Consider the following 10,705-nt stretch of genomic DNA (forward strand, 5'->3'; position numbering starts at 1 on the left):
GGCCGGGGCGGGTCAGAGCTTGAAGAGCTTGGCGAAGGGAGCCAGGATCTTCACCTTCTGCGTCCCGAAGTCGACGAGGACCGAGCGGCCGTCGTGGACTTCCAGGATGGTGCCGAGGCCGTACTTGTCGTGCGTCACCCGGTCGTCAGGAGCGAAGACCTTCGCGGGCGGCGCGGCGGGCGGGGGCTTGAAGGGACTGGTGGGCAGGTGTCGCCGTCTGGCTGGTTCGGTGGGTTTCATCACCTGCAAGTATGCGCTCGCCAGGACGATGACGGGGGGCTGTTCGTAAGCTGATATCGAAATCACAGTGAATCCTTGATTCAGGAGACGCCCTCCGGGCATGTGGTACGGTCGGTGTAGTTGCGGTTCCCAAGACATGTGCATGCGCCTGCGGATCAACTTCAGCAGGCGCATTTTTTGTTGTTCTGGATCTTCCGGATGGGCCATCGCGACGTCCCCGCTCGCGCACGGTGCGCGAACGGGACCGAGCAGAGGAGATCGACATGGCCACCGGTACCGTCAAGTGGTTCAACGCGGAAAAGGGCTTCGGCTTCATCGAGCAGGACGGCGGCGGCGCCGACGTCTTCGCCCACTACTCCAACATCGCGGCCCAGGGCTTCCGTGAGCTGCAGGAGGGCCAGAAGGTGTCCTTCGACGTCACGCAGGGCCAGAAGGGCCTGCAGGCCGAGAACATCGTCCCGGCCTGACCGCCGGCCGCGCGGCGGACGGCCTCCCGGGGCCCGTCCGCCGCGCGAGGCGCCCCTTCGGGGGCGCCGCCCCCGGAGGGGCTCCCTCCGGCTCCGCCCGCGGCACCGCGGGTTCCACCAGGTTCGTCTTGAGAGCTGTTCGTCCGGCCCCTGGCCGCGCTTCCGCGCGGCGGAGGACTTCCTCGACACGCACCGTCTTCGAGGAAGGCCCTCCCATGTCACCCGCGCCCCGAGAACGCTCCGCCTCCCGGCCCCGCCGCGGCGGCGGCCGGCGCCGTCCGGCCCAGCGGCAGGACGCCGCGCCCGCGCCGAAGACCGCGCCCGCACCGAAGCCCTCGACTCCGCCGCTGCCCGCGGTCGAGTCGTTCGCCGACCTTCCGCTCCCGGCGCCGCTCCTGGCGGAGCTGGCGCGCCAGGGAGTGACGGCGCCGTTCCCCATCCAGGCCGCGAGCCTGCCGAACGCCCTCGCCGGACGGGACGTCCTCGGCCGGGGCCGCACCGGCTCCGGCAAGACCCTCGCGTTCGGGCTGGCCGTGCTCGCCCGCACCGCCGGGCACCGCGCCCGGCCGCGTGCGCCGCTCGCCCTGGTCCTGGTCCCCACGCGGGAACTCGCGCAGCAGGTCACCGCCGCGCTCACCCCGTACGCCGACGCCGTGGGGCTGCGGCTCGCGACCGTCGTGGGCGGTCTCGGGATCACCCGCCAGGCGCAGGCCCTCGCCGCCGGCGTGGACGTCCTGATCGCCACGCCCGGACGGCTCGCCGACCTGATCGAGCGCGGCGACTGCCGGCTCGGCGAGGTGGCGGCGACCGTGCTGGACGAGGCCGACCAGATGACCGACATGGGGTTCCTGCCGCAGGTCACCCGGCTGCTGGAGCAGACCCCGCCCGGCGGCCAGCGGATGCTGTTCTCCGCGACGCTCGACGGCGACGTGGACCGGCTCGTCCGCCGGTTCCTCGCCGACCCGGTGACCCACTCGGTCGACCCGCCCGCCGCCGCGGTCACCGCGATGGAGCACCACCTGCTGCACGTCGCCGACACCGACAAGCACGAGACGACCGCGCACATCGCCTCCCGCGCCGAACGCGTGATCATGTTCGTGGGCAAGAAGCACGTCGCCGACCGGCTCGTCCGCAAGCTGACCACCCGCGGCGTCCGCGCCGCGGCCCTGCACGGCGGCAAGACGCAGTCGCAGCGCAACCGGGCGCTGGACGCCTTCCACGCCTCGGACGTCACCGTGCTCGTGGCCACCAACGTCGCCGCCCGCGGCATCCACATCGACGACCTCGACCTCGTCGTGAACGTCGACCCGCCCGCCGACCACAAGGACTACCTGCACCGGGGCGGGCGCACCGCCCGCGCCGGGCGCACCGGCACGGTGGTCACGCTCGTCCTGCCCGACCAGCGGCGCGAGATGGACGCCCTGATGGCCAAGGCCGGCATCACCCCGGTGACGACCAGCGTCCGGCCCGGCGACTCCGAACTGTCCCGGATCACCGGCGCGCGCACCCCGGCGCCCGCCCCCGCACCGGCGGCGGCGCCCGCGCGCAAGCCGCGCGACCGCGCCCAGAACGGCACCGCCCGGGCCACCGGCCAGAGCCAGGCGCGCGGGCAGGGCCAGGGACGCGGGCAGGGCCAGGGACGCGGTCAGGGTCAGGCGCGCGGTCAGGGTCAGGCGCGCGGTCAGGGGCGCGGGCCCCGCCGCCGCGCGTCCTGACGTCCGGTGGCGCGGCCCGCGCTCACACCTCGGTGAGGAGCGAGATCTGGCGGCTGACGCCGTCCGGGCCGCCGAGTTGCGGGCAGTGCTGGACGGCCTTGTCGCACAACTGCGCGAGCTGGGTCTTCTTCGGCACGTCCGGCCGGGCGTCGAAGTCGAAGAACTGGAAGGACGGCGCGGCGTTCCGCCTCTCCCCGTCGCCCTCGATCGGCGTGCTGACGAGGGCCTGCGCGATGGGGTAGAGGACGCCTTGCATGGCCGCGATGCCGTTGCGCTCCAGGCCGTAGCGGCGGCTGTACTTCTCCTCGCGGAGGGTGCCGGGGACCTTCACCGTCCGGACGTCTCGGGTGGTGTGCCGGTAAGTCTCGTCCAGCAGGCACAGCGTGTAGCAGAAGGCGGCGTTGAACAGCTCCATCAGGCTGTGGACGGCGGGCTGGTCGGTGAACTCCTCGATCTTCGGGTTGGACACGACCGGCCAGGTCATCAGCGGGTCGTCGAGGTCGATCTCCTTGTCCGGGGTCCCGTCGCCCGCACCGATGCCCTCCACGCCCTGCTCGATCCGCAGGAACTTCTGGTAGTGGGTGTAGTCGTCGACACCGCGCCCGACCTCGATGCGCTCGTGCTCCCGGACCGTCCCCTCGCCCTGTTCGATGATCAGGTCCAGCGCCTGCTTCGCCGTCGCCTGGTCGTAGACGCGGATCGGCTTGAAGTTGCCGTACTCGTTCCAGAACCCCCGCTTGTACTGCTTGCGGACGTCCGGGATCGCCCATTCGATCTTGCCGTCGAGGCTCCTGAAGCCCAGCTCGATCGCGCGGTAGAAGGCGCCGAGGCTGGTGTACTGCAGGGGGTCGGTGTCATGCGCCCGGAACGTGGTGGCCGTCTTGTCGACGTTGTCGGGCATCTCGACCCTGCGGAACGAGCCGACGTGCTTCTTCGACAGCCGCTTCAGTTCGAGGACGATCCTGGCGCCCTCCTCGTCCTTGGGGTTGTACCGGTGCAGCATGTAACTGGAGTAGGACGGCAGGAAGGCCCGGTCGTAGAACCGGATGTCGTCCCCGTGCCCGATGGCGACCATGAGGTTGCGCACCAGCGCGAGGTGCAGCATCTCCTCGATGGCGATCCCCGTCATCGTGCGCAGGACGCCGCGCGGGGCCGACCACTGGGAATGGCCGCCGACCCTGAGGGAGTACAGCGCGAACAGGTAGAGCGGGATCGTGGACATCTCCACCTGCGCGGCGGCGTGGAGGTGCCGGGCCAGCTCGGCGACCGAGGTGATCTCCTTGGTCGGATCGGTCTCCGCTACGGGCGTCGGCTCCGCGATCTCCGTGGTGCTCGCGAGGGTCATCGTGGCATGGTCCTTTCCGTTGGGGCCGGAACGGTCCCGGCCGGGTCGTGCGCCGCGCCGGGCGGCTCGGCGCGGGTCAGGTAGCCGAGTGCGGTCCAGTGCCGGAGCCAGGCGCCTGGTGCACCGTCCGGGGGCGCCCCGGCGGCGATCGCCTCCAGCGCCGCGAAGGGGTGGGCGCCGAGTTCGCGCACCACGAGCGCGTAGTCGCGCCGGCCGACGGCCAGGTGGACGGGGCGCGGCGCGGGCGGCGGCGGCTCGGCGCCGCGCCGCACGGCCGCCAGGTACGCGTTCGCCGGCCAGGTCAGCCGCAGCAGGCGCAGGCAGGGCGCGGCCCTGAGGCGGTCGCCGGGCGGGCCGTCCTCCTCGGTCCCCGGCGCCTCGGTCGCCTCGGTGATGGCCCGCTCGAACCGGGCCATGTCGATGAGCATGTCCGACCAGGGCCCGGCGTCGTCGGGGCGGGTGTCGCGGAGGTGGGCGGCGAACCCCTCGTCCAGCCGGAACAGCGAGTAGGCGCGGGGCGGGTGCGCGTCGAGGTAGTCCATGGCGAAGCCGTCGAAGACGTCCTGGCCCAGGAGGTGCACCAGGCCGGGATGCAGGCCGCGCATGGTCTCCAGGAGCCGCAGCCGGTAGCCGCGCCAGTAGATCGCGAGCCGCTCCCGCGCGGTCAGCAGCGACGAGCCGGTGACGACGTCGCCGGCGTCGGCGGCCGGGCCGTCCGGATCGAGGATCGCCGCGTGCAGCCACGACTGGAGTTCCGCCAGCTCACCCATGGTGCGCCGGTACCGCCGCGGCGATCCGCCGCGCCTTGCCGAGCTCCGCCTCGAGGACGGGGAACGCGGGCAGGCGATCGTCCCACTCCAGCAGGGTCGGAACGTCCCCGGCGGCCTCGACCGCCGTCCGGTACAGGTCCCAGACCGGGTCGGCGACCGGTGCGTCGTGGCTGTCGATGATGTGCCCGCCGTGGTCGGCGTGCCCGGCGAGGTGGATCTGCCCGACGCGGTCGAACGGCAGCGCGCGCAGGTACTCCGTCGGGTCGAACCCGTGGTTCACCGACGACACGTAGACGTTGTTGACGTCCAGCAGCAGGCCGCAGTCCGCGTCCTCGGCGAGCCGGGTCAGGAACTCCTGCTCGGGCATCGTGGACGCGGTGAACCCCGCGTAGGTGCTCGGGTTCTCCAGCAGCAGCCGGCGGCCCAGGAAGTCCTGGACGGTCCGGACCCGCGCCGCGACGTGCGCGAGCGCCTCCTCGGTGAACGGCAGCGGCAGCAGGTCATGCGTGTTGCGGCCGAGGACGCCCGTCCAGCACACGTGGTCGGACACCAGTACGGCCCGTACCGAGTCCGCGAGAGCCCGCAGCCGCGCCAGGTAGCCGAAGTCGAGCGGATCAGTGCTGCCGATCGACAGGGCGATCCCGTGCAGCACGATCGGGTACCGTTCCGCGACCTCGGCGAGGTCGCGGCGGCGCCGCCCCGCGGAATCCATGTAGTTCTCCGAGACCACCTCGAAGAATCCCATTTCTGGCTCATGCCGGAGCACATATCCCATATGCGGGGTGCGGAGCCCGACACCGAATCCCAGTGATCGGGCCCCTGTCATTTCTCGGCCGGGGGCCGGCCGTCTGCCACCCGCTCGCCGCCGACCGGCGCCATCCCGCCGAGAATCGGTGCGCCCGAGGGCCGCTTCGGCGGCGGGATCTCCTCGTCGTCGAGGTCGTAGTCGGGGATCATGTCGTCGGGGATGCCCTCGCCCGGCGCCGGTCCGAACGCCAGGCCGGCCCGGTACATGCGGTCCTCCATCAGCCGCCGGGCCTGCTTCCAGACGCTCTTGCCCTTCATGGGGCCGCCGCTGAACACGCGGCTGACGTTGATGGGGACGGCGCAGCTGCCGTTGTACCGGCACGCCTGCTCGCCGGGCCGCCACTGCTGCTCGTCGCTGCCGGCGTAGCCGCAGCCGCCCTGCCCGCGGCAGTTGCCCTCGCCGTGGCAGACATGCCGCACCGTCGCGCAGTTCCCGGTCCCCGCCATGTCGGCGGACTGGTCCACGTCGAAGTCGCGGCAGGCGTTCAGGCCCATGCAGACGTGCTGTTCCAGTCCCGTGACCGGCGATCCGCACGAGCTTTCCCAGAAACTGACCCCGCTCGCGTTGTAGCGCGTTTCCTCCGCGTATTCGGCGGCGGAGAGCACGTCAGTCCCCGAGTGCTCCCCCTGCCCGTCGTGCCGGTACCGCCCGTTGCCCATCGCCTGCCCCCGAACTCGCCGAATCCGACGCCATTTCCGCTGGTCACCCTTACCGGAAGTCATGATCGATAAGCCGGTGGCCGAGGGCATTGGCGAGGTCATGGCCGAATCCCGGAAGGTAGGAGACCCGGTATTGCCCTCGCCGGGCGGCGGCCGGTCACGCCGGCCCGCGCGATCTGGCCGGCGGTCCACGGACGGCCACCGGCACACCTTCTTCACCGACGAGACCCTCGCCGAGGCCGTCGCGGCGGTGCGGCGCGGCGCCGACCAGGCCGGGCGCGACCCCGCGTCCGTCCGCGTGTGGTCGGTGCTCGCCACGGTCGGCGACCACCTGGACGAGGAGGCGCGGCTGCGCAAGCTCGTCGGCCGCCTCGCCACCTGCCTGCAGGGCTACGGCGACCTGCTGGTCCGGGTCAACGGCTGGGACCCGGCGGCGCTGGTCCGCTTCCGCGCCGACGACCTCGTCTCCGGCTATCCCGGCGCGTTCGACGCGATCGGCACGCCCGACCAGCTCCGGCACGTCGCCGGGCTCCTCCCGGACGAGTGGCTCGCCGCCCGATGATCACCGCGCCCTGGCTTCACCGTCGACTGGCAGACCCTCGCGATCGGGCTGCCCGCACGCGACCTGTCCTACTTTCTGGCCACCGCCCTCGGCGCCGCCGACCGCCGCGCCCATGAACGCGACCTCGTCGCCCGCTACCACGAGGCGCTCCTCGGCCACGGCGTGCGCGACTACCCCCTCGACCTCTGCTGGGACGACTACCGCTTCGCCCTCCCGCAGGCCCCGCTCATCATCGTGCTGGGCTGCGCCTACGGGACGCCCACCGAGCGCGGCGACGCGATGTTCCTCGCCATGGCGGCCCGCGCCTGCGCCGCGATCCGGGACCACGCGGCCGGCGCGTGACGGGTAGGGTCGCCCGGTGACACCTGAACTCCGCACGGACCGCCTCGTCCTGCGCCGCTGGAGGGAGAGCGACCGCGGGCCGTTCGCCGAACTGAACGCCGACCCGGCCGTCATGGAGCACTTCCCGGCGCCCCTCACGCGCGCGGAGAGCGACGCGATGATCGACCGCGTCGACGCGGCCATCGGGGAGCGCGGCTTCGGGTTCTGGGCGCTGGAGACCGCCGGGACGGGCGAGTTCGTCGGCTTCACCGGCCTGTCGGTGCCGCGCTTCGAGGCCCACTTCACCCCGGCGGTGGAGATCGGCTGGCGGCTCGCCCGCTCCGCCTGGGGCCGCGGCTACGCGTCCGAGGCCGCCCGCCGCGCGCTGCGGTTCGCCTTCGACGACCTGGGGCTGGCGGAGGTGGTCTCGTTCACCGCCACCGCCAACGTCCGGTCCCAGGCGGTCATGGAGCGCATCGGCATGACCAGGGACGCGTCCGGCGACTTCGACCACCCGCTCGTGCCGGACGGGCACCGGCTGAAGCGCCACGTCCTGTACCGCGTCACGGCGGCGGACCTCCCCGCCGGAGCGTAACGGCCCTACCGGTCATCGCCGGGCAAAATATCCGCCCGCTCCCAAGAATCGGGGCCGGGGGACCTTCGTCCTCTTCTGCCGGCGCCGGGCCGCGCGCAGACTGGCAGGAGGGAGGCAGGCATGAACGGCGAGGAGAGGAAGCACTGGCCGCACGTCCTGTTCGGATACGACGGGACGGCGGAGAACGACGCGGCCCTGCGCTGGGCGGTCGAGGAGGCCCGGCTCCGCGGCATCGGGCTGCTGATGTGCCACTGCTGGCACTGGCCCTACCCGGCCGGCCACACCGACCCCGAGATCGAGACGATCATGAAGCGGGCGGGGGAGAACCTGCTCGACAGCGGCGTGCGCCGGGCCTACGAGCTGGGCGTGCCGGGCGCCGTCCGCAAGCGGCTGCGGCGCGGCCCGGCCCTGGAGGCGCTGCTGCGCGGCGCCGCCGGCGCCGAACTGGTCGTGATCGGCGCGGCCGGCGACCCGGTCGGCGTCGCGATGGCGCTGGAGCTGCCCGCCCGCTCCCCGCGCCCGGTGATCGCGGTCCGGGACGGCGGCGGCGGCGATCGTCTCGGCCGCGTCGGTGGGGACGATCCCGAGGCGGGCCTGCGCGCGGGCGAGGGCGGCCTCGGCGTCCAGCATCGCCGCCAGGTAGGCGAGGTCGCTCGTGGCGGCCTCGGCCTGCGTCCCCGCGCGGACCGGGGACAGCAGCCCCGCGTCCGGCGACGCGGTTCCGGCGGCCTCGCCCGCCGCGCGGTGTTCGTCAGAAGCCAAGGAAGACCGTCTCCCGCTCCCCTTGCAGATGGATGTCGAAACGGTACCGCCGCTCCCCCTCGCGCTCGGCGATCAGGGTCGCGCGCCGCGCGCCGGGGACGTCGGCGAGCAGCGGGTCGTCCGCGTGCGCCGCCGCGTCCTCCGGGAAGTACAGCCGGGTGAAGACGGGCTTGAGCAGGCCGCGGGCGAAGACGAGCACGGCGATGTAGGGCGCGCCCGCACCGACCGCTCCGGGCTTGACGGTGCTGAACCAGTAGCCGCCGTCGGCGTCGGTGCCGCAGCGTCCGAAGCCGGAGAAGTCGTGCCCGGAGCGGGCGATGCCGCCCGGCCGCCGCGGGATCTCGCCGGTCTCGTCGGCCTGCCATATCTCCAGCAGCGCGTCCGGCACCGGCTGCCCGGCGCCGTCGAGGACCCGGCCGCGGACGCGGATCGCGTCCGGCCGCCACCCCGGCACGACCTCGGGCCCGGCCGCGTAGGGCAGCGCGTACCCGAAGAACGGTCCAACGGTCTGCGAAGGCGTGCTCGTGCTCACTCATGCCTCCATCGGGGTGTCGCCGAGGACGATGTCCCACTGGTAGCCGAGCGCCCACTCCGGTTCGGTGGTGTCCATGTCGAACCGGGCGATCAGCTTCTCGCGGTCCTTCTCGCCCGGGATCGACTGGAAGATCGGGTCGTAGGCGAACAGCGGGTCGCCGGGGAAGTACATCTGCGTGACGAGCCGCTGCGTGAACGCCGTCCCGAAGACGGAGAAGTGGATGTGCGCGGGCCGCCACGCGTTGTGGTGGTTGCCCCACGGGTAGGCGCCGGGCTTGATCGTGATGAAGCGGTACCGGCCGTCGTCGTCGGTGAGGCAGCGTCCGGCGCCGGTGAAGTTCGGGTCGAGCGGCGCCGGGTGGACGTCGCCGAGATGGTTGTACCGGCCCGCCGCGTTCGCCTGCCACGCCTCGACCAGCGCGCCCCGCACCGGGCGGCCCGCCGTGTCGAGCACCCGGCCGGTGACGATGATCCGCTCGCCGAGCGGCTCGCCGGCGTGCTGGGCGGTGAGGTCGAAGTCCCGCCGGCCGAGCTCCTGGTGGCCGAAGACGGGCGAGGTCAGCTCGACGCTGTCGGGGCCGAGCTTCGGCATGACCAGGTCCTGCGCGGGGGCGCGGAGCACGGTGCTCTTGTAGCCCGGGTACAGGTACGGAGGGTGCGGCGACGCCTCGACCATGTCCATGTGCCTCCCATTCCCACTCGGCGGGGCGGCTCCGGCCGTCGTGCCGGTGCCGCTCGTCTTCCACCCTGGCAGCCGGTGTCCGGTGCGCCCGCCGCGGGTTTCCGCTCAGTGGAAAGGGAGGCCGGTCAGAGCTCCTCTGCCAGCCCGAACAGGGGGAACAGGCTCGTGTCGAAGAAGGCCGAGACGTGCGCGACGCCCTCGTCGGTGACGCTGATGACCTGGAGCTGGTAGGCGCGGTGGACGCCGTCGTCGCCGCGCATGTAGAGCCCGAACGCGGGCTGCCCGTTCGCGGCGGACGGGACCATCCTGATGTCGCCGGGCGAGGGCGCGCACTGGACGCGGATGAGCTGCACGACGTTCTCGGCGCCGACGAACCAGTCGAGGTGGGGCGGCATCTCCCAGATGACGTCCTTCTTGAACAGCTCGATGAGGCCGGTGATGTCGGCGTCCTCGAACGCCTTGGCGTAGCGTTCGAGCAGGTCGCGCTGGGCGGCGTCGGTCGGCTCGACGAGCTCGTCGCGCAGGGGCTGGTTCTCCTCCAGCTGCGCCCGCGCCCGCTGCAGCGCGCTGTTGACGGCGGCGGTGGAGGTGTCGAGCAGCTCGGCGACCTCGGCGGCCCGCCACTTCAGGACGTCCCGCAGGATCAGCACGACCCGCTGCTTGGCGGGCAGGTGCTGCAGCGCCGCGACGAATGCGAGCCGGGTGCTCTCGCGGGCGGCGACGATCGTGGCCGGGTCGGCGGCGTCGGCGCCGATGACGGCGTCGGGGACGGGCTCCAGCCACGGCACCTCGGGGGAGGCGACGACGGGCCGCTCCGGCTCGTCGCTCGGCGCCCCGAGCCCGGACGGCATGGGCCGGTTGCCGCGCTGGTCGATCGCGGTGAGGCACACGTTGGTGGCGATCCGGTAGAGCCACGTCCGCAGCGAGGAGCGCCCCTCGAAGTTCTCGTAGGACCGCCAGGCCCGCAGGTAGGTCTCCTGCACGAGGTCTTCGGCGTCGTGCATGGACCCGAGCATCCGATAGCAGTGCGCCAGCAGCTCGCGCCGGTAGGGGTCGGCGAGCTCCTGGAAGTCGCGGTCTGTCTCGATGGTGCTGTTCGACATGGCTGGTCGTCACCTTCGTTCGGCGTCGTCGCTCGGACGGGCGTGGGCCGACGGGCCCCTGTCGCCTCCGACCGTAGGCGAGCCCACCGACAGAACGGGTAAAACCCGCATCATTCTACGTTCCGACCAGCGGATCCACCGC

13 protein-coding genes and 1 pseudogene are annotated in these 10,705 nt (G+C 72.7%); 6 read left to right on the forward strand and 8 right to left on the reverse strand.

The window, feature by feature from the left end; translation table 11 throughout:
• Positions 1 to 12 precede the first annotated feature (12 nt).
• Entirely contained in the window at positions 13 to 240 is a 228-nt protein-coding gene (locus ETD96_RS32505; RefSeq protein WP_138640314.1) for a hypothetical protein, read from the reverse strand.
• Between the two features lie 263 nt (positions 241 to 503).
• Here ETD96_RS32505 and ETD96_RS32510 point away from each other — a divergent pair, with 263 nt between their 5' ends.
• The gene (locus tag ETD96_RS32510; protein ID WP_067460243.1) at positions 504 to 707 is read left to right on the forward strand and encodes a cold-shock protein; all 204 of its coding nucleotides are present in this window, start codon (positions 504 to 506) and stop codon (positions 705 to 707) included.
• 215 nt (positions 708 to 922) lie between these two features.
• Positions 923 to 2,422 (forward strand): DEAD/DEAH box helicase, encoded by a 1,500-nt coding sequence (locus ETD96_RS32515; RefSeq protein ID WP_138640315.1) that lies wholly within the window; start codon positions 923 to 925, stop codon positions 2,420 to 2,422.
• Between the two features lie 22 nt (positions 2,423 to 2,444).
• On the opposite strand, the gene ETD96_RS32520 is transcribed toward ETD96_RS32515, so the two are convergent.
• The 4 genes from ETD96_RS32520 to ETD96_RS32535 are packed head-to-tail and all read right to left on the reverse strand — an operon-like array spanning position 2,445 to position 6,004.
• A complete protein-coding gene (locus tag ETD96_RS32520) occupies positions 2,445 to 3,767 on the reverse strand; it encodes a ferritin-like domain-containing protein (protein WP_138640316.1) in 1,323 nt (440 codons plus the stop codon).
• On the reverse strand, positions 3,764 to 4,537 hold the full coding sequence (locus ETD96_RS32525; RefSeq protein ID WP_138640317.1) for an HvfC/BufC N-terminal domain-containing protein: 774 nt from the start codon (positions 4,535 to 4,537) through the stop codon (positions 3,764 to 3,766). Before ETD96_RS32525 ends, ETD96_RS32520 begins: the two co-directional genes overlap by 4 nt.
• The gene (gene bufB / locus ETD96_RS32530) at positions 4,530 to 5,363 is read right to left on the reverse strand and encodes an MNIO family bufferin maturase (RefSeq protein WP_138640318.1); all 834 of its coding nucleotides are present in this window, start codon (positions 5,361 to 5,363) and stop codon (positions 4,530 to 4,532) included. Before bufB ends, ETD96_RS32525 begins: the two co-directional genes overlap by 8 nt.
• On the reverse strand, positions 5,360 to 6,004 hold the full coding sequence (locus ETD96_RS32535) for a hypothetical protein (RefSeq protein ID WP_138640319.1): 645 nt from the start codon (positions 6,002 to 6,004) through the stop codon (positions 5,360 to 5,362). Before ETD96_RS32535 ends, bufB begins: the two co-directional genes overlap by 4 nt.
• A gap of 61 nt (positions 6,005 to 6,065) precedes the next feature.
• Here ETD96_RS32535 and ETD96_RS32540 point away from each other — a divergent pair, with 61 nt between their 5' ends.
• The 4 genes and pseudogenes from ETD96_RS32540 to ETD96_RS48265 form a co-directional block, all read left to right on the forward strand.
• Positions 6,066 to 6,566: an LLM class oxidoreductase gene (locus ETD96_RS32540; protein ID WP_205719555.1), complete on the forward strand. Its 501-nt coding sequence runs from the start codon at positions 6,066 to 6,068 to the stop codon at positions 6,564 to 6,566.
• A gap of 75 nt (positions 6,567 to 6,641) precedes the next feature.
• Complete coding sequence (locus tag ETD96_RS32545; protein WP_240808387.1) at positions 6,642 to 6,908, forward strand: hypothetical protein; 267 nt, start codon at positions 6,642 to 6,644, stop codon at positions 6,906 to 6,908.
• Positions 6,909 to 6,924: 16 nt separating this feature from the next.
• Positions 6,925 to 7,482 (forward strand): GNAT family N-acetyltransferase, encoded by a 558-nt coding sequence (locus ETD96_RS32550; protein ID WP_138640321.1) that lies wholly within the window; start codon positions 6,925 to 6,927, stop codon positions 7,480 to 7,482.
• Positions 7,483 to 7,602: 120 nt separating this feature from the next.
• Positions 7,603 to 7,890: pseudogene (locus ETD96_RS48265) on the forward strand (universal stress protein); the annotation flags it as partial.
• Between the two features lie 343 nt (positions 7,891 to 8,233).
• Here the strand turns inward: ETD96_RS48265 and pcaG are convergent.
• From pcaG to ETD96_RS32575, 3 genes are all read right to left on the reverse strand, one after another.
• A complete protein-coding gene (gene pcaG / locus ETD96_RS32565; protein WP_138640322.1) occupies positions 8,234 to 8,776 on the reverse strand; it encodes a protocatechuate 3,4-dioxygenase subunit alpha in 543 nt (180 codons plus the stop codon).
• The gene (pcaH, locus tag ETD96_RS32570; RefSeq protein WP_132174350.1) at positions 8,777 to 9,460 is read right to left on the reverse strand and encodes a protocatechuate 3,4-dioxygenase subunit beta; all 684 of its coding nucleotides are present in this window, start codon (positions 9,458 to 9,460) and stop codon (positions 8,777 to 8,779) included. It lies immediately after the preceding gene.
• A gap of 125 nt (positions 9,461 to 9,585) precedes the next feature.
• Positions 9,586 to 10,563, reverse strand: coding sequence for a sigma-70 family RNA polymerase sigma factor (locus ETD96_RS32575; protein WP_138640323.1), 978 nt, complete (start codon positions 10,561 to 10,563; stop codon positions 9,586 to 9,588).
• Between the last annotated feature and the right edge of the window lie 142 nt (positions 10,564 to 10,705).

This window comes from Actinomadura geliboluensis (assembly GCF_005889745.1).
Classification (GTDB): Bacteria; Actinomycetota; Actinomycetes; order Streptosporangiales; family Streptosporangiaceae; genus Spirillospora; species Spirillospora geliboluensis.

What these genes read in the sequence shown, in the direction of transcription:
- ETD96_RS32525 (WP_138640317.1), bottom strand. Translation starts at nt 4,537, where the DNA reads ATGGGTGAGCTGGCGGAACTCCAGTCGTGGCTGCACGCGGCGATCCTC.
- ETD96_RS32540 (WP_205719555.1), top strand. Translation starts at nt 6,066, where the DNA reads ATGATCGATAAGCCGGTGGCCGAGGGCATTGGCGAGGTCATGGCCGAA.
- ETD96_RS32510 (WP_067460243.1), top strand. Translation starts at nt 504, where the DNA reads ATGGCCACCGGTACCGTCAAGTGGTTCAACGCGGAAAAGGGCTTCGGC.
- ETD96_RS32520 (WP_138640316.1), bottom strand. Translation starts at nt 3,767, where the DNA reads ATGACCCTCGCGAGCACCACGGAGATCGCGGAGCCGACGCCCGTAGCG.
- ETD96_RS32505 (WP_138640314.1), bottom strand. Translation starts at nt 240, where the DNA reads ATGAAACCCACCGAACCAGCCAGACGGCGACACCTGCCCACCAGTCCC.
- bufB (WP_138640318.1), bottom strand. Translation starts at nt 5,363, where the DNA reads ATGACAGGGGCCCGATCACTGGGATTCGGTGTCGGGCTCCGCACCCCG.
- ETD96_RS32515 (WP_138640315.1), top strand. Translation starts at nt 923, where the DNA reads ATGTCACCCGCGCCCCGAGAACGCTCCGCCTCCCGGCCCCGCCGCGGC.
- pcaH (WP_132174350.1), bottom strand. Translation starts at nt 9,460, where the DNA reads ATGGACATGGTCGAGGCGTCGCCGCACCCTCCGTACCTGTACCCGGGC.
- ETD96_RS32575 (WP_138640323.1), bottom strand. Translation starts at nt 10,563, where the DNA reads ATGTCGAACAGCACCATCGAGACAGACCGCGACTTCCAGGAGCTCGCC.
- ETD96_RS32535 (WP_138640319.1), bottom strand. Translation starts at nt 6,004, where the DNA reads ATGGGCAACGGGCGGTACCGGCACGACGGGCAGGGGGAGCACTCGGGG.